Origin of the sequence: Halomonas sp. DP8Y7-1, from assembly GCF_019801685.1 — a bacterium.
GTDB lineage: Bacteria > Pseudomonadota > Gammaproteobacteria > Pseudomonadales > Halomonadaceae > Halomonas > Halomonas litopenaei_A.
The window spans coordinates 196,937-222,359 of record NZ_JAHVIN010000012.1; the positions used below are offsets into that span (position 1 = coordinate 196,937).

Annotated in this window: 25 protein-coding genes; 21 read left to right on the forward strand and 4 right to left on the reverse strand. The window is 63.8% G+C overall.

Annotated elements, in window-relative coordinates:
- The first annotated feature begins 242 nt into the window (after positions 1–242).
- From fabF to KUV41_RS15250, 9 genes are all read left to right on the forward strand, one after another.
- Positions 243–1,481 carry a beta-ketoacyl-ACP synthase II gene (gene fabF / locus KUV41_RS15210; protein ID WP_222238167.1) on the forward strand — a complete coding sequence of 413 codons (1,239 nt, stop codon included), beginning with the start codon at positions 243–245 and terminating at the stop codon, positions 1,479–1,481.
- Positions 1,481–2,281: an aminodeoxychorismate lyase gene (gene pabC, locus KUV41_RS15215; RefSeq protein WP_222486661.1), complete on the forward strand. Its 801-nt coding sequence runs from the start codon at positions 1,481–1,483 to the stop codon at positions 2,279–2,281. Before fabF ends, pabC begins: the two co-directional genes overlap by 1 nt.
- Positions 2,282–2,372: 91 nt before the next feature.
- Positions 2,373–3,377, forward strand: coding sequence for an endolytic transglycosylase MltG (gene mltG, locus KUV41_RS15220; RefSeq protein WP_222163036.1), 1,005 nt, complete (start codon positions 2,373–2,375; stop codon positions 3,375–3,377).
- Between the two features lie 44 nt (positions 3,378–3,421).
- The gene (gene tmk, locus KUV41_RS15225) at positions 3,422–4,099 is read left to right on the forward strand and encodes a dTMP kinase (RefSeq protein WP_222486662.1); all 678 of its coding nucleotides are present in this window, start codon (positions 3,422–3,424) and stop codon (positions 4,097–4,099) included.
- Positions 4,090–5,088 (forward strand): DNA polymerase III subunit delta', encoded by a 999-nt coding sequence (locus tag KUV41_RS15230; RefSeq protein WP_261396066.1) that lies wholly within the window; start codon positions 4,090–4,092, stop codon positions 5,086–5,088. The genes tmk and KUV41_RS15230 overlap by 10 nt, the downstream gene beginning before the upstream one ends.
- Before the next feature lie 97 nt (positions 5,089–5,185).
- Complete coding sequence (locus KUV41_RS15235) at positions 5,186–6,016, forward strand: TatD family hydrolase (protein ID WP_206937443.1); 831 nt, start codon at positions 5,186–5,188, stop codon at positions 6,014–6,016.
- A gap of 62 nt (positions 6,017–6,078) precedes the next feature.
- Positions 6,079–6,615, forward strand: coding sequence for a DUF1285 domain-containing protein (locus KUV41_RS15240; protein WP_222238173.1), 537 nt, complete (start codon positions 6,079–6,081; stop codon positions 6,613–6,615).
- Positions 6,615–8,870: an ATP-dependent helicase gene (locus KUV41_RS15245; protein WP_222486663.1), complete on the forward strand. Its 2,256-nt coding sequence runs from the start codon at positions 6,615–6,617 to the stop codon at positions 8,868–8,870. The genes KUV41_RS15240 and KUV41_RS15245 overlap by 1 nt, the downstream gene beginning before the upstream one ends.
- A gap of 94 nt (positions 8,871–8,964) precedes the next feature.
- Complete coding sequence (locus KUV41_RS15250) at positions 8,965–9,813, forward strand: sulfurtransferase (RefSeq protein ID WP_222486664.1); 849 nt, start codon at positions 8,965–8,967, stop codon at positions 9,811–9,813.
- Positions 9,814–9,864: 51 nt separating this feature from the next.
- On the opposite strand, the gene KUV41_RS15255 is transcribed toward KUV41_RS15250, so the two are convergent.
- Entirely contained in the window at positions 9,865–11,106 is a 1,242-nt protein-coding gene (locus tag KUV41_RS15255; RefSeq protein WP_222485495.1) for a dicarboxylate/amino acid:cation symporter, read from the reverse strand.
- 260 nt (positions 11,107–11,366) lie between these two features.
- Positions 11,367–13,034, reverse strand: a complete 1,668-nt coding sequence (locus KUV41_RS15260; RefSeq protein ID WP_222163041.1) for an electron transfer flavoprotein-ubiquinone oxidoreductase — start codon at positions 13,032–13,034, stop codon at positions 11,367–11,369.
- Positions 13,035–13,715: 681 nt separating this feature from the next.
- Between KUV41_RS15260 and KUV41_RS15265 the strand changes: the two genes are divergently transcribed.
- The 11 genes from KUV41_RS15265 to KUV41_RS15315 all read left to right on the forward strand — a co-directional run bounded on the left by KUV41_RS15265 (position 13,716) and on the right by KUV41_RS15315 (position 22,719).
- The gene (locus KUV41_RS15265) at positions 13,716–14,468 is read left to right on the forward strand and encodes an electron transfer flavoprotein subunit beta/FixA family protein (protein ID WP_222163042.1); all 753 of its coding nucleotides are present in this window, start codon (positions 13,716–13,718) and stop codon (positions 14,466–14,468) included.
- Positions 14,465–15,391 (forward strand): electron transfer flavoprotein subunit alpha/FixB family protein, encoded by a 927-nt coding sequence (locus KUV41_RS15270; protein ID WP_206937461.1) that lies wholly within the window; start codon positions 14,465–14,467, stop codon positions 15,389–15,391. The genes KUV41_RS15265 and KUV41_RS15270 overlap by 4 nt, the downstream gene beginning before the upstream one ends.
- Positions 15,392–15,803: 412 nt before the next feature.
- Positions 15,804–16,619, forward strand: coding sequence for a DUF3450 domain-containing protein (locus KUV41_RS15275; RefSeq protein ID WP_242520552.1), 816 nt, complete (start codon positions 15,804–15,806; stop codon positions 16,617–16,619).
- Positions 16,619–18,172, forward strand: a complete 1,554-nt coding sequence (locus tag KUV41_RS15280) for a MotA/TolQ/ExbB proton channel family protein (RefSeq protein WP_261396067.1) — start codon at positions 16,619–16,621, stop codon at positions 18,170–18,172. The genes KUV41_RS15275 and KUV41_RS15280 overlap by 1 nt, the downstream gene beginning before the upstream one ends.
- On the forward strand, positions 18,150–18,689 hold the full coding sequence (locus KUV41_RS15285) for a MotA/TolQ/ExbB proton channel family protein (RefSeq protein ID WP_206937464.1): 540 nt from the start codon (positions 18,150–18,152) through the stop codon (positions 18,687–18,689). Before KUV41_RS15280 ends, KUV41_RS15285 begins: the two co-directional genes overlap by 23 nt.
- Positions 18,682–19,092, forward strand: coding sequence for an ExbD/TolR family protein (locus KUV41_RS15290; protein WP_206937467.1), 411 nt, complete (start codon positions 18,682–18,684; stop codon positions 19,090–19,092). The genes KUV41_RS15285 and KUV41_RS15290 overlap by 8 nt, the downstream gene beginning before the upstream one ends.
- Positions 19,089–19,901, forward strand: coding sequence for an energy transducer TonB (locus KUV41_RS15295; RefSeq protein ID WP_222163043.1), 813 nt, complete (start codon positions 19,089–19,091; stop codon positions 19,899–19,901). The genes KUV41_RS15290 and KUV41_RS15295 overlap by 4 nt, the downstream gene beginning before the upstream one ends.
- A 32-nt stretch (positions 19,902–19,933) precedes the next feature.
- Positions 19,934–21,088, forward strand: a complete 1,155-nt coding sequence (locus KUV41_RS15300; RefSeq protein WP_261396068.1) for a hypothetical protein — start codon at positions 19,934–19,936, stop codon at positions 21,086–21,088.
- Positions 21,089–21,151: 63 nt separating this feature from the next.
- Positions 21,152–21,487, forward strand: coding sequence for a hypothetical protein (locus KUV41_RS15305; RefSeq protein ID WP_206937474.1), 336 nt, complete (start codon positions 21,152–21,154; stop codon positions 21,485–21,487).
- Positions 21,488–21,554: 67 nt separating this feature from the next.
- Positions 21,555–21,992 (forward strand): copper chaperone PCu(A)C, encoded by a 438-nt coding sequence (locus tag KUV41_RS15310; RefSeq protein WP_222163044.1) that lies wholly within the window; start codon positions 21,555–21,557, stop codon positions 21,990–21,992.
- Positions 21,993–22,230: 238 nt separating this feature from the next.
- Positions 22,231–22,719 (forward strand): SCO family protein, encoded by a 489-nt coding sequence (locus tag KUV41_RS15315; protein ID WP_222486665.1) that lies wholly within the window; start codon positions 22,231–22,233, stop codon positions 22,717–22,719.
- Positions 22,720–22,826: 107 nt separating this feature from the next.
- On the opposite strand, the gene xthA is transcribed toward KUV41_RS15315, so the two are convergent.
- Both xthA and KUV41_RS15325 read right to left on the reverse strand, forming a co-directional pair.
- Positions 22,827–23,642, reverse strand: a complete 816-nt coding sequence (gene xthA / locus KUV41_RS15320) for an exodeoxyribonuclease III (protein ID WP_222486666.1) — start codon at positions 23,640–23,642, stop codon at positions 22,827–22,829.
- Entirely contained in the window at positions 23,642–23,899 is a 258-nt protein-coding gene (locus tag KUV41_RS15325; RefSeq protein WP_206937484.1) for a hypothetical protein, read from the reverse strand. Before KUV41_RS15325 ends, xthA begins: the two co-directional genes overlap by 1 nt.
- A gap of 203 nt (positions 23,900–24,102) precedes the next feature.
- On the opposite strand from KUV41_RS15325, the gene rhlB reads away from it, so the two are divergent.
- Entirely contained in the window at positions 24,103–25,377 is a 1,275-nt protein-coding gene (rhlB, locus tag KUV41_RS15330) for an ATP-dependent RNA helicase RhlB (protein ID WP_206937487.1), read from the forward strand.
- The last annotated feature ends 46 nt before the right edge of the window (positions 25,378–25,423 follow it).

Sequence of the window (25,423 nt, forward strand, 5' to 3'; positions counted from 1 at the left end):
CCGTCTCGATACGTCGAGTCGGTCTTGCGGTGGCGGACATGTCCGCTTGCTGAAAGGCCGGGGAGTGTACTCCCCCATGAGCCGCTCTGGTTATTCCAGGGCGGCTTTTGCGTGGTCGGCCAGGTACCCTCGAACCAGGTTGCCGGGGGGAGCACAGTGGCATCTGTCTCGGGTATAATGCGCGCAACCGACGGTCCCCTGAGGGCAGGGCCGCAATTTCAAGGAAGTCTGGAGGAAAGCTGATGGCTCGCAGAAGGGTAGTGGTGACCGGCCTTGGTCTGGTCACGCCGGTGGGCAACACCGTCAAGGAAAGCTGGGACAGCATTCTGTCCGGCAAGAGCGGTATCGCGCCCATCGAGCACTTCGATGTCAGCGGCTTCAATACCCGCTTTGGCGGCTCGGTGAAGAACTTCGACATCAGCCCCTATCTCAATCCCAAGGATGCCAGGAAGATGGACCTGTTCATCCAGTACGGGATTGCGGCAGGCGCTCAGGCGATTGAGGATGCGGGCATCGAGTGCACCGACGAAAATGCCGACCGCATCGGTGTAGCCATCGGCTCGGGCATTGGCGGCTTGCCGATGATCGAGCACAATCACAACGCGCTGAACAAGAGTGGCGCCCGGCGTATCTCGCCGTTCTTCGTGCCGGGGTCCATCATCAACATGATCTCCGGCAACCTGGCGATTCAGCACGGCTTCCGTGGTCCCAATATTGCCATCACCACGGCCTGCACCACCGGCACTCACAACATCGGCTACAGTGCCCGCACGATTGCCTACGGCGACGCCGATGTGATGGTCTGTGGTGGCGCCGAGATGGCGACCACGCCGCTGGGTCTTGGTGGTTTCTCGGCCGCTCGTGCGCTGTCGACGCGCAACGACGATCCCCAGTCGGCAAGCCGCCCCTGGGACAAGGATCGCGATGGCTTTGTGCTCTCCGACGGCGCTGGCGTGGTGGTCCTGGAAGAGTACGAGCATGCCAAGGCCCGTGGCGCCACCATCTACGCGGAGCTGATCGGTTTCGGCATGAGTGATGACGCCTACCATATGACGTTGCCACCGGAAGATGGTCGTGGTGCGGCGGCCTCCATGGCCAACGCCATCAAGGATGCCGGTATCGATGCCTCGGAGATCAACTACGTGAACGCTCACGGTACCTCGACGCCTGCCGGTGACCTTGCCGAGAGTCGCGCGGTCGAGAAGGTCATGGGTGCGGCGGCCAATCAGGTGGCCGTCAGTTCCACCAAGTCGATGATCGGTCATCTGCTGGGGGCCGCCGGTGCCGTAGAGGCCGTCTTCAGCATCCTGGCGATCCGTGATCAGGCGCTGCCGCCGACCATCAACCTGGACAACCCCCAGGAAGGCTGCGTGCTGGATTACGTTCCGCACACCGCTCGCGATGCCAAGGTGGATGTCACGCTGTCCAACTCCTTTGGGTTCGGCGGCACCAACGGCACCCTGGTGTTCAAGAAGGTGTAATGGAAGAGCCCGTGCTGCCCCTGAGCGATCGGGGGCTTGCTTATGGTGACGGCCTGTTCGAGACGATTCTGGTGCGTGATGGCCGGCCGCTTCTGTGGGCCGAGCACGTGGATCGGTTGCTGCGAGGGTGTCGAGCGCTGAGTCTGCCGCCTCCGGGGTCGGCCGAGCTGATCGACAGCCTGGCATGTTGCGGCCCGGGGTTGGGGGTGCTCAAGCTGGTGTATACCCGCGGTAGCGGTGGCCGAGGCTATGCGCCTCCCCCGTCGGTGAGTCCGCGCCTGGTGTCGACCTGGTCTTCATTCACGCCGGACGCCCGGCGTTGGCACGAGGGCGTGCAGGTGCGCCTCTGCCGGCTGCGGCTGGCCGCACAGCCGGCGCTGGCGGGCATCAAGCACTTGGCTCGTCTGGAGAATGTCCTGGCACGCAATGAATGGCACGACACCGAGATCGCCGAGGGTCTGATGCTGGATGAGCATGGCGCGGTAGTGGAAGCGACCGCCATGAACGTGTTCTTGCGAGCGTCTGAAGAGGCTCCTGTGGTGACGCCGCCACTCGATCGTTGCGGCGTGGCGGGCACGCTGCGCCAGGCCTTGATCGCGGCCGGAGCGGTCAGCGAGGCGCCGCTGGACGTCGATCAACTACAGGCGGGAGCGTCGCTGTGGGTGGGCAACAGCGTCCAGGGTGTCTGGCCGGTCAAGCAGCTGAGTGACAGCCAAGGGCTGCAACTATCGCGGTGGACGGTCACGCCGTCCGGTAGCTGCCAGTTTCAGCAGCAGGCGCACGCCCTGTTGGGTTACTGAGATGCCGCTGGCTGTCCCTCCGCTTCCCCCTCATGCGGTGCCAACGGATGTTGACCTGCGTCGAATCGGCGCAACCTGATAAGGAATGATCATGCGCACAGCGCTGAAAGCTCTGTTGATTCTTGTGGTGCTGGGTGCCGCCGCAATGTTTGGTGGTTATCAGTACTGGCAGCAGCGCCTTGGGGCCGAGATTACGCTGGACCAGCCTATGCTGTACGAGGTCTCTCCCGGCGACGGATTCAACCGCGTGGTGAGTGAGCTTGAACAGCAGGGCGTGCTGGCCGATGCCTGGGCCTTCAAGTTGCTGACTCGGATCGAGCCCGATCGCGTGCCGTCGCTCAAGGTCGGCGAATATCTGCTGGAGCCGGGCATGAGCGGCATGCAGGTGCTGGATAAACTGGCCAGCGCCGATGTCGTGACCTATAGCGTGACGATTCCGGAAGGCTGGACCTTTCAGCAGATGCGCGACGCTCTCGACGGTGCCGAAAAGCTGGCCCACCTGACGACCGACATGTCCAGCGATGACCTCATGGCAGAGCTTGGGCGAGAGGGTGATCACCCTGAAGGGCGCTTCTTTCCAGACACCTACACCTATCACAAGGGAGTGTCGGACCTGGAAATCCTGCGTCAGGCCATGAAACAGATGGATGACCTGCTAGCCGGCGCCTGGGCCGAGCGCGACGACGACCTGCCGCTGGCGACGCCGTATGAGGCGTTGATCATGGCATCGTTGATCGAGCGCGAGACCGGTGCTCCCGAGGAACGTCGCGAGATCGCTGGCGTGTTCAAGCGACGGATGGAGCGCGGTATGCGGCTGCAGACGGACCCCACGGTCATCTACGGCATGGGAGAGCGCTATGAGGGCAACATCACCCGTGCCGATCTGCGTGAAGCCACCCCTTACAACACCTATGTCATCGATGGCCTGCCGCCGACGCCCATTGCGCTTCCAGGGCGTGCCGCCATTGAGGCAGCGGTGCATCCGGCCGAGGGCGAGACCCTGTATTTCGTGGCGAAAGGGGATGGCACGCATCATTTCTCGCGGACCCTTCGCGAACACAACAACGCCGTCAACCGTTACATTCGTGGCCGCTGACGATAGCGCCATGGGTTGATCCCCTGTTTCCACTACGGTGCTTCATGACTCACGACAAGCAAGAAAAGGCCGGGTTGCCGCGCGGTCGTTTCATCACCCTGGAAGGAGGAGAGGGGGTCGGCAAGTCCACCAACGTCTCCTTCGTGGTTGCCGAGCTCGAGGCGCGCGGTATCGAGGTGGTGCAGACCCGAGAGCCCGGCGGCACGCCGCGGGCCGAAGCCATACGTGAGCTGCTGCTGTCGGCCGCCGAGGAACCCCTGGACAGCGATGCCGAGCTGCTGCTGGTATTCGCCGCCAGGGCGCAGCATCTTGCTCAACGGATACGTCCGGCGCTGGCACGGGGTGCCTGGGTGGTCTGCGATCGCTTTACCGATGCCACCTTTGCCTATCAAGGTGGAGGTCGAGGGCTGTCCTTTGAACGTATTGCGCTGCTTGAGCGGCTGGTGCAGGCGGAGCTGACTCCCGACCTGACGCTGCTGCTCGATATGCCGTTAGAGGTCGCCGAGCAGCGCCTTGCGGCGCGGCTGGATCGCACCAAGACGTCGCGCGATCGCTTTGAACAGGAGCAGCGCGACTTTTTTGAGCGGGTGCGCCTGGCCTATCTCGCGCGGGCTGAACAGGATTCATGGCGGGTGGCGACCATCGACGCCGACGGCAGTCTGGACACAGTCCAGCGGCGTATCCGCCTGGTGCTGGACGAGCGAGTGCAGCAATGGACGTAAGGCATGCCATGGCCGAGCCGATGCCGTGGCTGATGCCGCGCTGGCAGGAGTTGGTGAGGCTGATGGACAGCGCAAGGCTGCCCCACGCCGTGCTGCTGTCGGGACCTCGTGGGCTTGGCAAGCAGACCCTGGCAGAAGCGCTTATCGCCCGTGCTCTTTGTGCTGCACCTGGCGAGACGGCCTGCGGCCACTGTCACGGCTGTCATATGCTGGCGGCAGGCTACCATCCTGACCTGCTGCGCGTGACGCCTGACGAGGGCAAGCGAATGATCCGCGTCGACCCGATTCGTCAGGTCAATGCCTTCGTCTCGCAGACGGCCCAGCAAGGCGGGCGTCGGGTGATCGAGATTCGTCCTGCAGAGGCGATGAACGTGGCCGCCTCGAACGCATTGCTGAAAAGCCTCGAGGAGCCGGGTGAGGACACCCTGTTCGTGCTGGTGTCCGATATGCCGTCCCATTTGTTGCCGACCATTCGTTCTCGCTGCCAGCAGTGGAGCTTGAAGCCCCCCGCGTTGGACGAATGCCTGCCATGGTTGTCCCGTGAGCTTGGCTCCGACGAGGAAGCGCGTTTCTGGTTTCGCGCGGCCGGAGGCTTGCCGCTGGCCGCCCGTGAGCTGGCCGAGCCAGGGTCACGTAGCCTGCGCCAGCAGCTGCATGAAACCTTTGATGCCCTGGTGCGAGGCGCCGAGCCGGTGGCCGAGGCGGCACGCCTGGACCGCCAGGCCATCGATGCCATCCTGTGGTACGGTATCACCTGGCTCGAGGACTTGATTCGTCTCGGCCTTTCCGGTGAAGCCGCGGAGCTGCGCAACCCGGATCTGGCGCCGCTGTATCGGCAGGCCGTCAAGAATGCCCGGGTCCGGGACTGGTTTCGCCTGCTAGATTACGCCCGTGAGCAGCGTCGGCTGCTGGCCGAGGGGGGCAACCCCAATCCCCAACTGGTGCTCGAAGCCTGGCTGGTGCGCTGGGCTGCCCTGTTGCGCTCCTGAACGGCGTTAACGTGCGTTGATATCACTTTGCCGAGCAGGCGGCGCTCACCTGGTCGGGTGATCCCCGCCTGCTGTCAGTGTCCGACAAGAGATTCCGATGTTCATAGATTCCCATTGCCATCTCGATCGCCTTTCCGAGGATACCCACGGAGGAGATCTCGACGCCGCCCTGGAGGCGGCGCGTCAGCGTGGTGTGCAGCAGTTCCTGGCGATCAGTGTGACCCTTGAGGGAGCGCAGAATCTTGCCGCCATTCGGGCCCGGCATGCTGACGTCGTCATGTCGGTAGGCGTGCATCCGCTGCATTCGGTCGAGCATGAGCCCACGGTTGCCGATATCGTTGCCTGCGCCAAGGCGCATCAAGCGGTCGCGATCGGCGAGTCCGGCCTCGACTATCATTACGACAGCGTACCGGTCGATGTGCAGCGAGAGCGCTTTATTCGTCATCTCAAGGCGGCGACCGAGCTATCTCTGCCGATCGTGATTCATACGCGTGAGGCGCGGGAGGAAACGCTGGCCCTGATGCGCGAGCATAGCGACCCCTCGGTAGGTGGGGTGCTCCACTGCTTCACTGAAGACCTGGATATGGCCAGGGAAGCCGTGCGGCTGGGGTTCTACATCTCGCTGTCAGGGATCGTCACCTTCCGCAACGCCAAGCAGGTGAAAGAGGTGGCCCGCCGGGTTCCTCTCGATCGTCTTTTGATCGAGACCGACAGCCCTTATCTGGCTCCGGTGCCACACCGCGGCAAGCCTAATGAACCGGCTTGGGTGGTCGAAGTGGCCCAGTGTATCGCCGACGAGCGGGGGATCAGTGTCGAGGAGGTGGCCATGCAGACCACCGCCAACTTCTATCGTCTGTTTCCTGCGGCAGCCCCCGAGGCGCCGGAGGAAATCAAGCAGGCCTTACGTGATGCCGGCTTCGTCGAATAGCTGGCCGTCTTCAATGAGTAGGCGCCTGTCTTCATTGAGTAGGCGTTAGGGAGAACACGTTCATGCGACTGGATCACATCCTCCAAGGCATTGCCGAATTTGGCGAGCGTCCGCCGCTGGACGAGTGGGCTCCCGCGCTCAGCGGCGAGATGGATCTGGTCATCACCCGTGATGGTCGTTGGGTGCACGAAGGCCGTGATATCGAGCGTCCTGAGCTGGTCAGGCTCTTTGCACGCATCCTACGGCGTGAGTCAGACGGTCAGTACTATCTGGTCACTCCGGTCGAGAAGTGGCGAATACGGGTGGAGGACACCGCGTTCGTCGTGGTGGATGCCGACTATGTCGACCCATGCTGGTGGCTGACGACCAATGTGGGCGAGCGTGTGAGTCTGGGGAAAGCGGCGCGGCTGACCCTGACCACCACGCCCATGGGGGAGTGGGTGCCAGAGGTGGGACTACCGTTCGGACTGAGTGCGCGTCTCGGACGCAACGTGTTCTATCGGCTGGTGGAGCTTGCTGAGGTGAAGGAGGCGGATCTGGGCATCCATAGTGAGGGTGTCTGGCAGCCGTTGGGGCGGCTGGAGGGCGAGTCGCGCTGATGTCTGCTGTTGGTGATAGGTTTCCCTCTTCTTCCGCGGACGCTCAAGCGGGCACGCTGTGGTCGACGCTAACCCCGGAGCAGCAGGCCGTGGTGTCACATCAGCGCGGTCATGCCAGGGTGGCGGCGGTCGCCGGTGCCGGCAAGACCACCACGCTGGTCGCCAGGGTGTTGCACCTGCTGGCCGGTGGCGCCCAGGCTCGGCGCATGATGGTGCTGATGTTCAACCGAGCCGCGCGGGAAGACTTCCAGCAGCGCTTGGCCGCAATGGCGCCGGCGGGTATCGAGTTGCCCGAGGTGCGTACCTTCCATTCCCTCGGCCATCGACTGACGTCCAGTCTGGTGCGCTGGGGCGCCTTGCCTCGACGGGAACTGCTGACCGCTGACTGGCAGCAGGAGCGGCTGTTACGTCAGGCGACCCTTCAGGCCCTGGAAGACGTCGACGAAGACCGTGACGCGGCGTTGGAGCCTGATCGCATCGAGGAGCTGGCGCATTTCTGCGCGCTGGCCAAGGCCGAGGTCATCGAGCCCCAGTTACTGTATGAGCGACTCGAGCTTGGCGATGGAACCCGCCATTTTGTCAGTGCCTTTCACTGTCTCGAAACCCTGATGGCCGACAATGGCGTCATGACCTACTCGGATCTGCTGTTCCGTCCCTTGCTGGCACTGGAAGGAGACGAGGGGCTGCGTCGCCGCGTTGAGGGATTTCTCGACCACGTCATCATTGATGAATACCAGGACATCAATGCCGCCCAGCAGCGGTTACTGGCAGTGCTCGCCGGTGCCCGGGCAGATGTCATGGCCGTGGGGGATGCCAACCAGTGCATCTATGAGTGGCGAGGGGCGCATCCCGACGCCATGCTCGATAACTTTACCCAGGTATTTGGCGCGGCGACCGACTACCCCCTGTCCACCACCTTTCGTCATGGTCATGCCCTGGCCCTGGCCGCCAATCATGCCATTGCCGGCAATGGCCGGGGGGCGGATCAGCTGTGTATCGCCGGGCCCAGCACGCCGCAGACAAGCCTGTCGGTGGCCCGAGGCGCGAGTGCCTTTCTGGAGACACTGGCGGCGTGGCAGCAGCAGGGCCGCTGTCTCAGCGACGCCTGCCTGCTGGTGCGCAGCTGGACCCTGTCGGTGCCTTTGCAGCTGGCGCTGTTGCGAGAAGGCATTCCCTTTCGCCTGGCCCGCGAGGACCGGTTCGTCTTTCGGCTTCCGTTGGTCGAGGCCCTGGCCGGTTATCTATCTCTTGCCCTGTGGCCGGAGCAGCTGCGCGATCCTGCCGCGTTGATGCCGATGTTCGCCCAGCCGACCTGCTTTGTGCCCCGGGAGGTGCTGTCCTCGCTGGTACAGCGCCTGGCCGAGACTCAGGCTTGGCCGGGGCCGGGTGACGCCCTGCTTGAGCGGCTCAAACCTCATCAGAAGCGCACGCTGAAGCGTCGCTGGGCGCTGCTGTGCGAGCTGCCTCGACTGTCGCGCCTGAGTGCGGATGCGCTGCTGGAGCACGTTGTCGCCGAAGTCGAGGCCGAAAAGGTGCTCAAGCGAGCCGCATCGCGACGTGACAAGGGCGAGGAGGACGTGCGCCTGCTCGACGTGCTGATCGAGCAGGCGCGCGAGGTCAAGGACGTCGCCACCTTCATCGAGCTGTTGCGACGACCGGTGGAAAACCAGGAGCAGGGCGTGCTGATCAATACCGTGCATGGCGCCAAGGGACTGGAATGGCCGTTGGTGATCGTCGGCTCCGTCAATGAAGAAGACTTCCCGCACTACAGTCGCGACAACCCGCTATCGCCTCAACGACTCGAGGAAGAGCGTCGCCTGTACTACGTCGCCATTACCCGCGCCATCGAGCGGCTGGTCGTGTTGCATGACGGTGGCGACCACCGGCCGAGTCGTTTCATTCAGGAAAGCGCCTGCCAGGACGCCAGCGCGGTGGCCGAGGCTCTGTATGCTGGCACCAGTGAAGCGCCGCCGGCACCGTCGGAGCCTCTCAAGGTGGCGGCGCCGGCTCTGATCCAGCGCTACCTGGCGGCGATCGGTCAGAGCCTGACGCTCTCCGCGGCGGAGCGGGCCCGGACTGACGGCGAGTATCGTGTCGGTGAGCGTGTTCGCCATGGGGTCTTTGGTGACGGCGAGGTCGCCGTCGTCGAAGGAGATCCTGCCAATCCGGTCATCGAAGTGCGTTTTGACCACGCCGGCAAGCGCCGACTGATCGCTCGCCGTGCCCCCATCGAGCGGCTGGGCCATCCCGTCTGAGCGCCGTCTTCCAAGGGTGACGCTAGCCTGTGACGTTGGCGTTGTGGACGGCAACGCCTATGCTGTCGGTTCCTTTGTCGAAACGGAGTTCGCCATGGTGCATCCATTGATCGATGCCGAGACCCTGCGCCAGGCGCTGGAAAGCGAGACACCGCCGCTCGTGCTGGACTGTCGGGTTCGGCTTGGAGATCCCCAGGCTGGCGCGGCGTTGTGGCGACAGGCCCACGTGCCGGGTAGCCTGCATCTCGACCTGGACCGTGATCTATCCGGTCCGAGCGACGGTCCTGGCGGGCGGCACCCGCTGCCCACCCAAAGCGATTTTGCCGCCTCCCTGCAGCGGCTCGGGGTATCGCCACGGCAGCCGCTGGTAGTGGTGGATGACACCTCCGGTCAGCTGGCCGCTGCACGGGCCTGGTGGATGCTGTCGATATGGGCGGGTCACCCCCATGTCAGGCTGCTGGATGGCGGCCTTGGCGCCTGGGAAGAGATTGCCGGGGACTGGGAGGTTGGCGAGGCTGCTCCGCGGGAGCCGTCGAGCTGGCAGCCTGAGTTCGACACCAGCGGCATCGTCTCCCTGAATGAGCTGGTGGCAAGCGAGGTGCTGAAGGTGGATGCCAGGGCAGGAGAGCGGTTTCGCGGTGAAGTGGAGCCGCTGGACCCCCGCGCGGGCCACATACCCGGCGCCGTCAGCCGGCCCTGCAGCCTGAATCTGGACGAACATGGACGCTTCAAGCCGGCCGAGGCGCTCGACCGCGAACTGCCCCAGGCCGATAGCATCGTCGCCTATTGCGGTTCTGGGGTGACCGCCTGTCATAACCTGCTGGCCTATCGGCTTGCCGGACGTCCGCTGCCCCGGCTCTATGTCGGTTCCTGGAGCGAGTGGAGCAGCGATCCGGCGCTGCCCGCCGAGGTAGGCCCGTCAGCATCATCATCGCCGGACTGACGTGGGATGGTGAGCGCTGACGGGGCAGGCGAGGGCGTCAGTAGGAGGGTGTCAGGAGGAGGGCGACCGAGGGGCTGAACTGGCCGGTACCTCGTCGCCAGGGCGCCGTTCTAGTCGCGCCAGCAGCATGGCGTTGGCGGTGTTCCCCATCACGTTCAAGGCGGTGCGGAAGCCATCGGTAAAGCGGTCCACGCCGGCCACGACCGCAACGCCTTCCAGCGGCAAGCCTGCGGCAGACAGCACGGTGCTCATGGCAACCAGGCCGGCACCGGGCACCCCGGCGGTGGAGAATGACACCAGCAGGCCGGTCGCAAAGATGGTGGCCGCCAGCGTAAGCGTGATGTCGACTCCGAACAGCTGGGCAACGAACAGCGCGTTGAAGCCTTGCAGCACCGCAGCACCATCACGCTTGAGCGCCGTGCCGAAGGGTAGGGCAAAGGCGCTCAGCTGACTGGGTGCGCCGTAATCTCTGGCGTTGTTGAGGGCGATGGGTAGGGTGGCATTGGAACTTGCCGTACCCAGGGCGAAGCTCAGCGCCTCGCCGAAGTGGCGCAGGTAGGCCAAGGGGCGCGCACCGGCAACGGCCAGCAGCGCCAGGTAGAAGACCGCCATGGCCGCAATGGCCGCAAGCAGACCGATGACGTAAAGCCCCAGCTTCAATAGCAGGTCGAAGCCTTGGGTCGCCACCACCGAGGCGATCAAGGCAAACACCCCGATCGGGGCCAGGCGCAGCACCATCGACAGGATCTTCAGGGTGATGTCGTAGCCGCTCTGCAGCACGTCGATCAAGGGCCGGCTCTGCTCCGGTAGCTGGCGTGCAGCAATGCCAACCATGGCCGCTGCCAGGATGATCTGCAGCAGGTTGGCCTGGGCCAGAGCTTCGAAGGGATTTTTCGGTACCAGGCCCACAAGCCATTGGGCGAGGGGCGTTGGGTCCCTTGCCTCGATGCTGGCAGAGCCGGCGCCGTCGACGCCGAGGCCAGGTGTCAGCCAGGCGGCGACCCCCATGCCGATGGCCAGAGCGACGGCGCTGGTGACAACGTAAAGCAGCAGCAGTTTGCCGGCGTAGCGGCCAACGTTCTCGCTGCGATCCACCTGGGTGAAGCTCAGTACCAGAGCGCAGAAGACCAGAGGTACCACGATGAACTGCAGCAGGCGCAGGAAGATCTGGCCCAAGGGGGTCAGCAGCTGGGTATCCAGCGCCGCCGCGAGCTCAGGAATGAACAGATTGATACCACCGCCGGCCACGATCCCGAGGATCAGGGCCAGCAGTATTTGACGGGTATGGGCCATGCTATCTCCCGGTGAAGAGGTTCGAGTTGGGGCTCACCCCCCGAGTGGCGAGCAAGCCAGTCGTCTACAGAGGTGGCTCTGGCTCAGCGTTGAGGGCGTCTGGCCCAGATGAGCGGGGGCACACTATTGAGTGCCGCCAAGCGCTTGGCAAGCGTTCCAATAGACCGATTTGTTATGACGTTAATGTATTGTCACGAAACAAAAAAGCGGACGGGGTTTGCCCGTCCGCTGATGTCTTGCAGTGCCGCCTAAGCCGAGCGTCACATATTCGGGTAGTTGGGCCCACCGCCGCCCTCTGGGGCGACCCAGGTAATGTTCTGGGCAGGATCCTTGATGTCACAGGTCTTGCAGTGCACGCAGTTCTGGAAGTTGATCTGGAAGCGTGGGCTGCCGTCTTCACCTTCGACCACTTCGTAGACACCGGCCGGGCAGTAGCGCTGTGCGGGCTCGGCGTACTCGGGGAGATTCTTGTGAATCGGAATGTCCGGGTCGGTCAGGCGCAGGTGGCAGGGCTGGTCTTCCTCGTGATTGGTGTTGGAGAGGAACACCGAGGACGATTTGTCGAAGGACAGCTTGCCATCCGGCTTGGGGTAGTCGATCTTCTCGAACTGACTCGCCGGCTTTAGCGCAGCGTGATCCGGCGTGGTGTCATGCACGCGTGGAAGCTTGCCGCCCAGAAGCTGATCAACGAAGTTGTAGGCGCCGCCGCCGACGGTGCCATACTTGTGAATGGCGGGGCCAAAGCTGGCGCTTTGCTCGAGCTCCTTGTAGGCCCAGCTGTCCTGCCAGCGGCGCTCGAAAGTGCTCAGCTCGTCGCCACCTTCAGAGGCCTGTGCCAGGGCGTCAAAGACGCTTTCGGCCGCCACCAGGCCGGACTTCATGGCGGTATGGATGCCCTTGATCTTGGCGAAGTTCAGGGTGCCGGCGTCGCAACCGATCAGCAGACCACCCGGGAAGGTCATCTTGGGCAGGCAGTTGAGCCCGCCCTTGGCAATCGCGCGGGCGCCGTAGGCCACTCGCTTGCCCCCCTGCAGATGCTGGCTCAGCACGGGATGGTGCTTCATGCGCTGGAATTCGTCGAAGGGCGAGAGGTAAGGGTTCTGGTATCCCAGGTCCATGATCAGGCCGACGACGACCTGCTGATTCTCGGCGTGGTAGAGGAACCAGCCGCCATGACTATCCTTGTCGAGAGGCCAGCCAGAGCCATGCAGGACGAGGCCGGGTTGGTGCTGCTCGGCGGGCACATCCCACAGCTCCTTCAGGCCAATGCCGTAGTGCTGGGGGTCCTTGCCGGCATCAAGCTGGAACTCGCGAATCAGGCGTTTACCAATGTGGCCCCGTGCGCCCTCTGCAAACAGCGTGTACTTGGCCCGCAGTTCCATGCCGGGCATGTAGCCGCCTTTTTCGCTGCCGTCTGCGGCGACCCCCATATCGCCAATAAGAATGCCGCGGACCACACCATCCTCGACGATGGCGTCCTGTGCGGCGAAGCCGGGGAAAATTTCCACGCCCAGTGATTCGGCTTGCTCCGCCAGCCAGCGGCAAAGATTGCCGGCGCTGATGACATAGCGGGTCAGGTCGCCACCGGTGTTGTGCATGGACTTTGGCACCAGCGCGTTGGGCAGTTTCTGGGCCTTCTCGGCGTCCTTGAGCAAGTAGACTTCATCGCGGGTGGCTGGAGTGGACAGCGGAGCGCCGCGCTCCTCCCAGTCGGGGAACAGTTCAAACAGGGCGCGGGGCTCGAGCACTGCACCGGAAAGAATATGAGCGCCGACCTCTGAGCCTTTCTCGACAACGCACACCGTAAGTTCCTGCTCTGCCTCATTGGCTTGCTGCATCAAGCGGCATGCAGCGGCGAGGCCAGAGGGGCCGGCGCCAACGATGACCACATCAAACTCCATGGTGTCGCGTTCTACTTGTTCTGACATCTGGTGCTTTCCTCCTCAGGAAGACGCCGGCTGCCACCAACGTCTTACAGATTTTAAACGGTCGTTTGCTTCACGGTATAACTCATGATAGGCATAATAGCGTCGTCAGGTCATCCTTACGATGGTCGACTGTTGGCACAGCGCAGGGCGCCTTGCTGGGGATTGTTGCGCACGGCCGGGCTGTGGCACATTGAAGGAGCCGCTGCAGGCCCTATCAAACGCTTGCGTGAAGCGCCGCGACCTCGGGGCCGAGTCCACGCAGACGCCGGAATGAAAGGCGTTGGCGCGTTGGGGCGAGGTTGTTGGTGGGCCACGACGACGGTGGGAGAGGACCCGGCAGCGCTGTGTCAGGCAGGTAGCGGATGCTGCCCAGGGTGTTGCGTTATGCGCTAACTCCATGAGTGCATAGCGAAATGTTCTTGAATCGGCGGCTTGATGCAAGACGTCGAAGGGTGAGTCGATAGATAGTCGGCTCGCCGGTGTAGCGCTCAAGTGTGCAGAGGAAGCGTCGGTAGCGGAGAATGCCCCAGCGGCGTCGGGGTCAGGGCAGCGCCCGGTGCTCGGCCGTGCTGTATGTCGGCGAGCGTGGCGGCTCCGTCGGGGGCGACACACCGTGCCAGCGTTTTCTTGAGGATTCCTTCCTTTTATTCAGGGTTCCCCAGTGAACCAAGTGAGGACGACATGAAAGTACTCGTCGCGGTCAAACGCGTCATTGATTACAACGTCAAGATTCGCGTCAAGCCGGACGGCAGTGATGTGGACCTGACCAACGTCAAGATGGCCATGAATCCTTTCTGCGAAATCGCCGTGGAAGAGGCCGTCCGACTCAAGGAGCAGGGCGTAGCGACCGAAGTCGTGGCGGTGACCGTTGGTCCCAAGGCGGCCCAGGAGCAGCTTCGCACCGCCTTGGCGTTAGGAGCTGACCGTGCCATTCACGTCGAGAGCGACGAGCGAGTGGAATCCCTGGGCGCCGCCAAGGCGCTGGCCAAGGTGGTCGAGAAGGAGGCCCCGCAGCTGGTGATTCTCGGCAAGCAGGCCATCGATTCCGACAACAACCAGACCGGCCAGATGCTGGCGGCCCTGACGGGCATGCCTCAGGGTACCTTCGCGTCCGCGGTGGAAGTGGACGGCGAGACACTGAAGGTGGTGCGCGAGATTGACGGCGGACTGCAGACCGTGGCGCTCAAGCTGCCGGCCGTCGTGACGACCGACCTGCGCCTGAACGAGCCGCGCTACGCCAAGTTGCCTGACATCATGAAGGCGAAGAAGAAGCCCCTGGACGTGCTGACCCCGGCAGAGCTCGGAGTCGAGGTGGCCAGCGGGCTTACCCTGGTCAAGGTCGAGCCGCCGGCCGAGCGCCAGGGCGGTGTCAAGGTAGGCTCCGTGGATGAGCTGGTCGACAAACTGAAGAACGAAGCGAAGGTGATTGCATGAGCATCCTGGTTCTCGCAGAACATCATGACGGTCAGCTGGCTGACGCCACCGCCCACGTGGTTGCTGCTGCTCAGGCCATCGGTGGCGACATCGATGTGCTGGTGGCGGGTCAGGATCTGGGCAGTATTGCCGAGGCAGCGGCCAAGCTGGACGGCGTGGCGCGGGTGCGGGTAGCCGACAGCGAGGTCTTTGCCCATCAGCTGGCCGAGCCTCTGGCGGACCTGTTGGTCTCCCTGGCGGATGATTACAGTCACGTTCTGGCGGCGGCCTCCACCACCGGCAAGAACGTGCTGCCACGCTTGGCGGCATTGAAGGACGTTGCGCAGATCTCCGAGATCATCGCGGTGGAAAGCGCCGATACCTTCAAGCGCCCGATTTACGCAGGCAACGCGATCGCGACCGTCCAGAGCGGCGACGCGCTGAAGGTGATTACCGTTCGTTCCACCGCCTTCGACGCCGTGGCGCAGGAAGGCAGTGCCAGCGTGGAAGCAGTCGACGCCGCTGTCGATAACGCACTTTCAAGCTTTGTCGGCGAGGAGCTGGCCAAGAGCGACCGTCCCGAGCTGGGTGCCGCACGAGTGGTCGTCTCCGGCGGCCGCGGTATGGGAAGCGGCGAGAACTTCAAGATTCTCGATAGCGTTGCCGACAAGCTGGGTGCTGCCATCGGTGCCTCGCGTGCGGCCGTGGATGCGGGCTTTGTCCCCAACGACATGCAGGTCGGCCAGACCGGCAAGATTGTCGCGCCGGATCTGTACATTGCCGTAGGCATCAGTGGCGCCATTCAGCACCTGGCGGGGATGAAGGATTCCAAGGTCATTGTGGCGATCAACAAGGATGAGGAAGCCCCCATCTTCCAGGTCGCCGACTACGGCTTGGTGGCGGATCTGTTCGAAGCGATTCCGGAGCTCGACAGTAAGCTGTAAGCGCACTTTCTGTGCGCCTGGTAAGACGCCGCGGCCATTGGGCCGCGGCGTTTTTTTTGGCGCTGGCGCCGCAGCAGGGGACGGGCTCAGCAGCGGGGGGGGCAGATCGCGTGGCCTGCTGTACCCGAGGCTCCTGCGGGGACGACAGGACAGCCGGCAGCGCTCCTGGAGGCTTGCCGGATGTCTGCAGGCTCGGCCTAGGCTGTGCAGCACCGCAACTCCAGGGGATGGAGTTTGGCGATTGATGCGCCGACGGTACTGGGCTGGAGGGGCATCTGGACAGGGGGAAGCGGGGTATGTCCTTGTCTCGCATTGATAACTATTCGTGTTTCGGGTACTGTCTCTGCATTTGACGCGGCACGTCGATCCGACCGGGATGCGGCGAGCGAGACGGTATGGCGGAGGCCGAGGAATGGCGAAGACAGATCTGCGGGCATGGCTCAATGTCGGCACGGCAAGCTCAGGGCGAGCGGCGGTCAGCGCAGTGGCGTTGATGGTGGGGCTCGGCGTGAGTGGGGCAGCATGGGCGCAGTCAGAGCAGGCCAGTGGCGATGGTGAGGCCTTGGAGGCGCAGCGCACTCAGGCCGAACTGCAGCAGCGTATCGACGCTGCCGACGAAACGGTTCGCGAACGCATCGCCGAGCTGCGTCAGGCCGAACAGGAAGCGGAGCGTCTGGCGGCTTACAACGATTCGCTGGCGCCCCAGCTCGAGCGGTTGGCCACTACTCTGGACGAGCGCCGGGCGGGCATGGCCACCATGTCGGCGACCAGAGAAGCCTTGCCGGGTGTGCTCAGCGAGATGACCGAGCGTCTGGACCGATGGGTAGAGCAAGACATTCCCTTTCTGCACAGCGAGCGTAGCGCCCGGGTGACATCACTCGAGAACAGTCTGTCGAGTCCACAGCTGTCTAGCGCTGAAAAGCTGGAGCGGGTGGTCGCGGCCTGGCAGGCCGAATTGGCCTATGGGCGCGAGCTGGATGCATGGCGCGGCACCCTTGAGCAGGCAGATAGTCGTCGCGAGGTGGACTATCTGCGTCTGGGGCGGGTCGGCTGGTACTACCTGACGCCTGACGGCCATGAGGGCGGCGTGTGGCAGCAGGGCGAGTGGCAGCCTTTGAGCGCCGCGCAGCGCGATCAGGTCGAGAAGGGCATGCAGATTGTTCGTGATCAGCGTGCCCCGGACTTGCTCGAACTTCCCCTGTCACAATTAGGCGAGGAGGCCAACTGATGTTCTCTCCGATGAATGGCTCTCGTCATGGCGACGCCCACACCCGCAATGCGGGGGGAGTCGTGTCCCGCCCGTCCATGGCATGGTGCCGCACAGCGTTGGTGGCGGCGCTGTTGTCGACCGTCTCGCTGGCGGCGACTGCGCAGCAGAATAATGAGCAAGCGCAGCAGAATAATGAGCAAGCACAGCAGGATAATGGCCAGGCGCAGCAGGATAGTGAACAGACGCAAGTCGGCGAGCTGCCGCTCGCCACGTTCAAGCTAGAGCGTGAGGCCGCAGAGGCACGTGATCGAGAGCGCCTGGCTGGGCTCGTAGATGACAGCGAGGCGCTTGCCGCCGCTCTTGCGGACGCGCAGCAGCGCCGCGACGCCGCCCGCGCCGAACGTGAGCGGCTGGAGTCCGACATGGCCGAGACTCGCGCTGCGTTGGACGAGATCTCCGCCGCGCGAGACGCCGAGGGAGGAGACTTGACCGCGGTATTTTCCGCGGTGGCAGGTGCCACTGGCGAGCTACGAGATGAGCTGGGCCAGAGCTGGCTGACGTTAGGTGCCGAGACAGCGTTGCCGTCGCGTCTCGACGATGAGGCGATTCTCACCGTCCAGCATATCGAGGCGCTTGCCGATAGCCTGATGGGCATGACCGCAGAGACTGCCAAGGTGCGTCAGATAGAAGCGCCGGTGGCGGCATCCAATGGCGAGGTCGCCAGTCGTCCGGTGACCCGGGTGGGTGATCTGATGGCATTTTCTCAGGGCGAGCTGCTGGAACGGGTTGGCGAAGAGGGTCGCCTGGCGGCGGTGGAGCACACGCCGACGGCGGTGCGTAAAGCACTGACCGCCTACCAGGCCGGGGAGTCCGCCAACCTGCCCGTCGACCCTGCTGACGGTCGCGTTGTCGAGGCACTGTCGCGACAGCCCAGCCTGGTTGAGCGCTTCCACCAGGGCGGAGCGGTCGGCTATGTGGTCGTGGCGCTTGGCGTGCTGGGGCTGCTGGTAGCGGTTGGCCAGTACCTCTATCTGCTGAGGGTCAGCGTGACGACTCGACGTCAGCTTTCCAGCATGGAAAGCCTGCGCTCCGACAACCCGCTCGGGCGCGTGCTGTCCCGTTTCCACGCCTTTGGTGCAGATCATGCGCCCGAGGCGCTGGAGGCGCGCCTGGACGAGTGTCTGCTGGCGGAACAACCTCGCCTGGAGCGCGGCCAAGCGCTGGTCAAGATGCTGGCGGCGGTGGCCCCGTTGCTCGGCCTGCTGGGTACGGTGACGGGGATGATCGTGACGTTCCAGTCAATCACGGTGTTTGGTACTGGAGATCCCCAGCTGATGGCGGGGGGTATCAGCCAGGCGCTGGTGACCACCGTGCTGGGCTTGATCACTGCGGTGCCTCTGCTGTTTGCCCACACTGCGCTGTCGTCACGTTCACGCTCGCTGATCGGCACGATGGAAGGAAAGGCTAGTGCCGTGTTGGCTGACCGTCTGGAAACTCGCGCGGCGCCGGTGAGTGGGACCTCCACACAGCAGCAAGGAAGCAGGCAGCATGCCGACTCACCCCTGGCTTGAGCCCCTTTATTGGCTAGTCGACGCCGGTGGGCCAGTGCTGGTGGGTATCGCCGTGGTCGCCATGCTGCTGTTTTCGGTCGGGCTCGAGCGCTGGTGGTTTTTCCGCTTTCACTATCGCCCCGCGCGGGCCGCGCTGATGCGGCGCTGGGTAGAACGCCATGATCATGTCAGCTGGAGCGCTCGCACCCTGCGTGAGACCTGGGTGACGGAATTGATTCGGCGTCTGCGTGGACCGCTGCCCTGGCTCAAGCTGCTGGTGGTGATCTGCCCGCTGCTGGGCCTTCTTGGCACGGTGACCGGCATGATCACGGTGTTCGACAGCCTGTCCCTGGCGGACAGCAATCAGGCCCGAGCCATGGCGGATGGGGTGGCGAGAGCGACGCTCCCGACGTTGACCGGCATGGCGGTGTCCGTGGTTGGCCTGCTGTTTATCACACGACTCGAACATATCATCCGGCGCGAGGATCAGCGGTTGCATGATCGCCTGGCCCGTGCCGCGGAGGACGCACATGCGTAGACGTCGACTGTCCGCCGGCGCCGAAGAATCCAGCGAGGTCAATCTGACCCCCATGCTGGATGTGGTCTTCATCATGCTGATCTTCTTCATCGTCACCACCAGCTTCATCAAGGAGAGTGGTGTCGAGATCGAAAGGCCAGAGTCATCGGCCGCGTCGGCAAGGCCTGACGTGCAGGTGCTGGTGGCCATTACTCCGGAGGGAGCCCTCTGGGTCGATGGGCAGCCCGTGGATATTCACCGTGTAGGCACGACAGTGGCCGGCATGCTGTCTGATGACGGTTCCGTGGTGATACAGGCGGATCGTAACGCGGCGACCGGTGTGCTGATCGAGACCATGGACCGTTTGCGTGATGCTGGCGTGGACAAGGTCGCGGTAGCGGCGGAGAGGAGCTCCGACGCATGAGGCGAGTGGGAGCCCTGATCGCGGGAGGCCTGTTGACGCTGGCACTGTTTGCGCTGCTGGCACTCCTGGTGTTGCCGCCGGAGTCGGAGCCTGAGCTGAGAGAAGAGATCACGCTGTCGCTGGCCGAGCCGGTGGCACCCCAGGCAGAGGCGCCGGCGGAGTCATCAGCGGCATCGTCGGCAGCGCCACCGCCGCCGCCCCCGGTGCAGGCCGCACCAGCGCCACCTGCACCGGCGCAATCGGCAGTCAGCGAAATACGCTTGCCGGACCCGGAAGTGGTGCCGCCCAAGCGGGAGGTCCAGACCCTGGACAGTCGCTTGCCGGAGCTGACAGAAACGCCGCCGGAGCCCAAGCCGCAGCCGCGACCAGAGCCGCGACCAGAGCCTCAGCCTGAGCCCCAACCTCGCCCCGAGCCGACACCGCAGCCGGTGGCGACCCCGGCACCTTCGCCTTCGCCTGCGCCCACCCAGGCGTCCAGCGGCAGCGGCAGTGCCGCCAGCGCGGGGGCCGGGGCAGCAGCGCCCGCGTCCAATGAGCCGGTCGATGTGGGGACGTCAGCCCGTGCCACGCGCAAGGTACCGCCGGAGTATCCGCGTCGGGCGCAGCGTCGGGGACTCGAAGGTTACGTGGTCATGCAGTTCATTATTCGTTCCGACGGCAGCGTCGATCGCGGCAGCATTCAGGTGGTCGATGCCAGTCCACGAAGAGTGTTTGAGGACGCCGCACGGCAAGCCATTGCAGGCTGGCAGTTCGAGACAGCCTCCGGCCTGCGCCGGGCGCGCCAGCGTCTCGAGTTCCAGTTGAGGTAACGCCGGTGATGAAACCAGCAAGCGAGGTAGCCATGTCGACAACACCGCTGGCGGGACGAGCCCTGCGCAGGTTGCTGTCCATTGCAGTGGGGGCAGCGCTGCCTGTTGCAGCGTCGACCGCGCTAGCCGCACCGACCCTGTCAGGGGGCATCATTGCCGATCTCAAGGGGCTGGAGCAGCAACTTGCAGATGACCCATCTGCGGTTGAGGACAAGGCCGAAAGCCAGGCTCAGCGGCTCAGTGCCGGCAATGCGGCGGATCGCTGGGCGGCTGCCTTGTACCTGCAGCTCGCGGCAGGTGCCGAGTCGGCCCAGGGGCGGCATCAGCAGGCCGCAGAACATCTTGCCGCAGCACGGGAACTCGACGGAATAGAGGCGCAGCAGCGTGACCGCTGGCAGCGCCAGGAAGCCGAACTGCGCATCCAGGCAGGCCAGTCGTCTCGCGCGGCGGTGCTGCTCGAGGACTGGCTCCAGCGCCATCAGGACAGCGATGCACTATGGCTGATGGCCGAACTGGCCGCCGAGCAGGAAGCGTGGGACGAGGCCGCAGACTGGGTCGAGCGGGCCAGGCAGCAGGATGCCGACCCGACGGCTGAACGCCGGCAGTTCGCCGGCGCCGTCATGCAGCGCAGCGGCCGGCTGGATCAGGCATTGGCGGACCTGGAGGCTGCCTTGGCTGATCACCCCGCCAATAGCGAAGGCTGGCGGCGCGCGGCGGCCATGGCTCAGCGTCTGGGACAGCCGCAGCGGGCTGCTGCATTGTGGGAGTCTGGCTGGCGCCATGGTGCGCTATCCGGGAGTGATGACCTGGAGCAGCGCATCCAATTGCACCTGGCGGCAGGTACGCCCGCCCGCGCGGCTGAGCTGCTGGCCATGGCCATTGAGCAGGGTGTCCTTGAGGCCACCGAGAGCCGTCAGCGCCAACTGGCCGAAGCCTGGTTTCGTGCCCGCGATCGCCAGCGTGCCCTGGCCGCCTGGCAGGCATTGGCCAGCGACCATGACCGGGGTAGCGACTGGCTGCGCTTGGGACAGATTGCCGCAGCCTGGGGGCAGGAGTCCGTCGCGGTAGGGGCGCTGAAGCGAGCGCTCGAAAAGGGAGAAACCGACGCAACGTCTTGGTTGGCGGCACTTTCCGAGGAGACTCCACCAGCGGACGAAGGCTCTGACATGGGCGGCACAGACAGCTGAGCGATCGCCGCCCGCAGCGCGATTGGGTTGTCGACGATCAACGTTCAACCGTAGACTTTGCGCATGAAAACACTTCGAAGCCCTTTATTACTGGTCGTTGTTCCAACGGCTGCGATTATCGTGCTGGCGGCGGCGATCTTTGGCTCCCAGGCGCTGTCGGACAGTCGCCTCGATGACGACGCTCGGCGCGCCTTGGCCTCGGCGCTGGGCACTTCCTCTTCCATCGAGCTGGCTCAGTTGCAGGAAGTACGCTATGGCTACGGTCTATGCGGCTCCTATCGCCTGTCACCCGAGCAAGGGTTTGCGTCCTTCTACATGGACACCACGACGGGGGACGTTGAGCTAGACGTCAATTCTCGTCGTTTCAACACGCATTGTGGTCTGTCAGCGCTCTGCTGACAGGCGATGCAGTGCTTCCCAGGTGTCAGCCCTGATGCTGTCTCTGCCCATCGTCTGGAGTTCTCCCATGCGTTTCATGTCTGCTGCTGTGTCTCTTGGTCTTGCTGGCCTGTTGCTGGCTACCCCTGTCGTTGCCGCTGAGCTTGAGATCAGTGACGCGCGTCTTCGCGTGCTGCCTGGAGACAGGCCTGGCGCCGGCTACTTCCAGCTGCATAATCCGGGCGAAGCGGCTGTCGCCGTGGTAGGCGCCGAGACCGATGCCTACAAATCGGTGGAACTGCACATGAGCATGGAACAGGACGGCATGGCCATGATGCACGGTGTCGAGCGCTTCGAGGTGGGGCCGGGCGAGACGCGAGAGTTTGCGCCGCAAGGCTACCATCTGATGTTTATGCAGCCCCAGGCGACCCTCAACGTCGGAGACGATGTCGACGTGACGCTGTTGCTGGAAGGTGGGGGAGACGTCGCGGCCACCTTCGAAGTGGTGTCTCCGGCAGCGCTCTGACACCTCGGGTCATCGCACGGGCTCTGGGTTGCCACGCAAGCAAGTTCCAGCAGTGGTGGCCCTCCGTCGCCTGGGTTATGACGTAGTTATGATGTAGTTATGACGTAATGATGCTAGGCATGGGGGTAGGATGACGTCGTTTGGGAAGCGCGCCTTGGGGGTGTGTCTTGGACTAGGGTGGCTTGCGCTCGCGGGCTGCGAGGATGCCAATTGGCGTGGCACGGACATTTCGGAGACCATGCCGCCGTTGGACTTCGAGCTGGTCAGCGAAAGTGGCGCCGGGATCAATGAAGGGGATGTCGCCGGCGACACGGTGCTCGTCTATTTCGGCTTCACCCATTGTCCCGATGTCTGCCCGACCGCCTTGGCGCGCCTGTCCGCCGCACTGCGGGAACTGGACGAAACGGTTCGCGAGGATGTCACGGTGCTGTTCGTCTCGGTGGATCCCGAGCGCGATACTCCTGAGGTGCTAAAGGCCTACACCGAGGCCTTTGGCCCCCGCTTTGTCGGCGTCACCGGGGAAAAGGCCGCCTTGGATGAGGTCACCAATCGTTATCGTGTCAGCTATCGACTGGGGGAGCCAGAGGCGGATGGTAGCTACGACGTTGATCATTCCAGCGCCATCTTTGCCTTCGATGCCGGTGGTGATGCTCGGCTGTTGATGCGCGACAGCGACTCGGTAGAGGCCATCGCGGCGGACATTCGTCGCCTGGCGCAGCAGGGCTAGCCCGCGCTAGCAAGCCGCTACATACACGCCGCTACATGAAAAGGGCCGTCCGATGGGCGGCCCTTTTCTGTCATGCAACAGATATCGCCAGCGGCGCCAGGTACTGCCTACAGGTCAAACTCGGTCCACACTGGCGCATGATCGGACGGCTTTTCCATGCCGCGCAGGTCATAGTCGATGCCGGCCTGGGTGGCGCGTTCGGTGAGGCTTGAGGTGGTCAGGATATAGTCGATTCGCAGGCCGCGCTTGGGCTCACGATCAAAGCCCTTGGAGCGATAGTCGAACCAGCTGAAGCGATCGTCCACGGTGGGGTACAGGTGACGATAGCTGTCGACGAGTCCCCATCCCTTGATACCGCTCAGCCACTCGCGCTCCACCGGCTGGAAGCTGGTCTTGCCCTCGCGCAGCCAGCGCTTGCGGTTGGATTCACCGATGCCGATATCGATGTCTTCGGGCGAGATATTGAAATCTCCCATCACCGCGAGGCGCTGCTCGGGCGAATGCTGCTGGTCGAGCAGCTGTTGCAGCTGAGCGTAGAACGCGCGCTTGTGGGGAAACTTGGTCGGATGGTCGACGCTCTCGCCCTGGGGAAAGTAGCCGTTGTAGACCCAGACGGACTCGCCGTCGGCGCATGGCAGGCGTGCGCCAATCATGCGCCGCTGAGCGTCCTCATTGTCATCGGGAAAGCCGTAGCGGACTTCCTCTGGCGTCTGACGCGTCAGCAGGGCGACACCGTAGTGGCCTTTCTGACCGAAGAAATAGACCTGGTAGCCCATGGCCTCCACCGCCTCGCGGGGAAACTCGCTGTCCTGAACCTTGGTCTCCTGCAGCCCAATCACGTCGGGCCGGTGGGCCGCAATCAGGGCTTCCAATTGATGCAGGCGGGCGCGAATACCGTTGATGTTGAAGGACACCAGCCGCATCAGGAATCTCCCTTGCCAGCATCGCTGTCAGGAGTGTCCGGACGAGAGGGGTGGATCTCGATGTTGGGGGCAGCGCGCATACGTTCCAGGCGCTTGGCCGCCTGGTTCTTGCGCTGCTGCTTTTTCTTGGCTGAAAAGCGCCGGGACGAGGTCACTTCGTCGGGGTTTTCGTGGCGCCATTGCTTGTAGTCCTTGCGCCGACCGGTGCGAATGGTCACCTTGTCGGCCAGCGAGCGGGTCTTCTTGCGGCGTGTCATGACGCGGGGCTCCTCTCTATAATGTGCGCATTCTAACAGGGCGAGGGCTGACGGGGCAGCCGTCGTCGTGCAACGAATACGCATCAGGCAAGCCCAAACCGCCAGAGGCTGTTACAATGGCTGGCTTTAGTCAGGACATGAGAGCAGCCGCTCTGCGTGTCCCGTTTGCATTCACCTCCCGAGACGGACACACAGCACAGCCTATGAGCGAGTCGGAACAGACCACCGCACCGGCCGAGAGCCGCAAGCCCAAGCGTCGCCGTCGCAAGCCGCGGCGCCGTCAGTCCAACTGGGACCTGCGCCAGTTCCAGGTGCCCGCCGTGGCGGGCAAGTGGCGGTTCCATGACTTCGATCTGCCGCTGCCGCTGATGCGTGCCATTCATGCCCTGGGCTTTGAATATTGCACGCCGATTCAGGCCGAGGCGCTGACCCACACGCTGCTGGGTGGGGATGTGGTCGGCAAGGCGCAGACCGGGACCGGCAAGACGGCCGCCTTCCTGATTTCCATGCTGGCCTACTTTCTGGAAGAAGAGGCGCCGGACGGTCAGAAGGCTGGCGCCCCGCGCGCGCTGATTGTGGCGCCAACCCGTGAGCTGGCGCTGCAGATCGAGAAGGATGCCAAGGCCCTGGCACGGTTCACCTCACTCAAGGTGACCAGCGTTGTTGGTGGCATGGATTATCAAAAGCAGCGCGATGGTCTGGCAGGCAACGTGGACATCCTGGTCGCGACGCCTGGTCGCCTCCTGGACTTCCAGCAAAAGCGGGACATCGATCTGAGTCAGGTCGAGGTGCTGGTGCTGGACGAGGCCGACCGCATGCTGTCGATGGGCTTCATTCCGGACGTGAAGCGTATCATTCGCTACACCCCCAAGCCCGAAGAGCGCCAGACGTTCCTGTTCTCGGCGACCTTCACCGAGGACATCCTCAATCTGGCAAGCCAGTGGACGCATCAGCCTTCCCACGTGGAAATCGCGGTGACCGTGGACAACGCCGCGAACATTGATCAACGCGTCTACATGGTCAGCGATGACGACAAGCAGCGGCTGCTGGTGCAGTTGTTGCAGCAGGAGTCGTTTGATCGCGTCATGGTGTTCGGCAATCGTCGCGACCTGGTGCGCAAGCTTCAGGACCTGCTCAAGAAGGCCGATATCAACGTGGCGATGCTCTCTGGTGATGTGCCCCAGAACCAGCGCATCCGCACCCTGGAGCAGTTCCGCGAGGGCGAAATCCAGGTGCTGGTAGCAACGGACGTCGCCGGGCGAGGGATACACATCGAAGACGTCAGCCACGTCATCAACTACACCCTGCCGGAAGATCCCGAGGACTACGTTCACCGGATCGGCCGGACCGGTCGTGCGGGAGCCAAGGGCGTCTCGATCAGTTTTGTTGGTGAGGAAGATGCCTTCTCGCTGCCCGAGATCGAGCGCTTCATCGGTGACAAGTTGCCTTGTGAACACCCACCGGAAGGGCTGCTTTAAGCTCACCTGGGTGAACGGGTTGCCTGTGTGACAGGGCCGGCTCAGT

Excerpts from the sequence above, each read along its gene's own strand:
- fabF (WP_222238167.1), top strand. The coding sequence starts at position 243 with ATGGCTCGCAGAAGGGTAGTGGTGACCGGCCTTGGTCTGGTCACGCCG.
- pabC (WP_222486661.1), top strand. The coding sequence starts at position 1,481 with ATGGAAGAGCCCGTGCTGCCCCTGAGCGATCGGGGGCTTGCTTATGGT.
- mltG (WP_222163036.1), top strand. The coding sequence starts at position 2,373 with ATGCGCACAGCGCTGAAAGCTCTGTTGATTCTTGTGGTGCTGGGTGCC.
- tmk (WP_222486662.1), top strand. The coding sequence starts at position 3,422 with ATGACTCACGACAAGCAAGAAAAGGCCGGGTTGCCGCGCGGTCGTTTC.
- KUV41_RS15230 (WP_261396066.1), top strand. The coding sequence starts at position 4,090 with ATGGACGTAAGGCATGCCATGGCCGAGCCGATGCCGTGGCTGATGCCG.
- KUV41_RS15235 (WP_206937443.1), top strand. The coding sequence starts at position 5,186 with ATGTTCATAGATTCCCATTGCCATCTCGATCGCCTTTCCGAGGATACC.
- KUV41_RS15240 (WP_222238173.1), top strand. The coding sequence starts at position 6,079 with ATGCGACTGGATCACATCCTCCAAGGCATTGCCGAATTTGGCGAGCGT.
- KUV41_RS15245 (WP_222486663.1), top strand. The coding sequence starts at position 6,615 with ATGTCTGCTGTTGGTGATAGGTTTCCCTCTTCTTCCGCGGACGCTCAA.
- KUV41_RS15250 (WP_222486664.1), top strand. The coding sequence starts at position 8,965 with ATGGTGCATCCATTGATCGATGCCGAGACCCTGCGCCAGGCGCTGGAA.
- KUV41_RS15255 (WP_222485495.1), bottom strand. The coding sequence starts at position 11,106 with ATGGCCCATACCCGTCAAATACTGCTGGCCCTGATCCTCGGGATCGTG.
- KUV41_RS15260 (WP_222163041.1), bottom strand. The coding sequence starts at position 13,034 with ATGTCAGAACAAGTAGAACGCGACACCATGGAGTTTGATGTGGTCATC.
- KUV41_RS15265 (WP_222163042.1), top strand. The coding sequence starts at position 13,716 with ATGAAAGTACTCGTCGCGGTCAAACGCGTCATTGATTACAACGTCAAG.
- KUV41_RS15270 (WP_206937461.1), top strand. The coding sequence starts at position 14,465 with ATGAGCATCCTGGTTCTCGCAGAACATCATGACGGTCAGCTGGCTGAC.
- KUV41_RS15275 (WP_242520552.1), top strand. The coding sequence starts at position 15,804 with ATGGCGAAGACAGATCTGCGGGCATGGCTCAATGTCGGCACGGCAAGC.
- KUV41_RS15280 (WP_261396067.1), top strand. The coding sequence starts at position 16,619 with ATGTTCTCTCCGATGAATGGCTCTCGTCATGGCGACGCCCACACCCGC.
- KUV41_RS15285 (WP_206937464.1), top strand. The coding sequence starts at position 18,150 with ATGCCGACTCACCCCTGGCTTGAGCCCCTTTATTGGCTAGTCGACGCC.
- KUV41_RS15290 (WP_206937467.1), top strand. The coding sequence starts at position 18,682 with ATGCGTAGACGTCGACTGTCCGCCGGCGCCGAAGAATCCAGCGAGGTC.
- KUV41_RS15295 (WP_222163043.1), top strand. The coding sequence starts at position 19,089 with ATGAGGCGAGTGGGAGCCCTGATCGCGGGAGGCCTGTTGACGCTGGCA.
- KUV41_RS15300 (WP_261396068.1), top strand. The coding sequence starts at position 19,934 with ATGTCGACAACACCGCTGGCGGGACGAGCCCTGCGCAGGTTGCTGTCC.
- KUV41_RS15305 (WP_206937474.1), top strand. The coding sequence starts at position 21,152 with ATGAAAACACTTCGAAGCCCTTTATTACTGGTCGTTGTTCCAACGGCT.
- KUV41_RS15310 (WP_222163044.1), top strand. The coding sequence starts at position 21,555 with ATGCGTTTCATGTCTGCTGCTGTGTCTCTTGGTCTTGCTGGCCTGTTG.
- KUV41_RS15315 (WP_222486665.1), top strand. The coding sequence starts at position 22,231 with ATGCCGCCGTTGGACTTCGAGCTGGTCAGCGAAAGTGGCGCCGGGATC.
- xthA (WP_222486666.1), bottom strand. The coding sequence starts at position 23,642 with ATGCGGCTGGTGTCCTTCAACATCAACGGTATTCGCGCCCGCCTGCAT.
- KUV41_RS15325 (WP_206937484.1), bottom strand. The coding sequence starts at position 23,899 with ATGACACGCCGCAAGAAGACCCGCTCGCTGGCCGACAAGGTGACCATT.
- rhlB (WP_206937487.1), top strand. The coding sequence starts at position 24,103 with ATGAGCGAGTCGGAACAGACCACCGCACCGGCCGAGAGCCGCAAGCCC.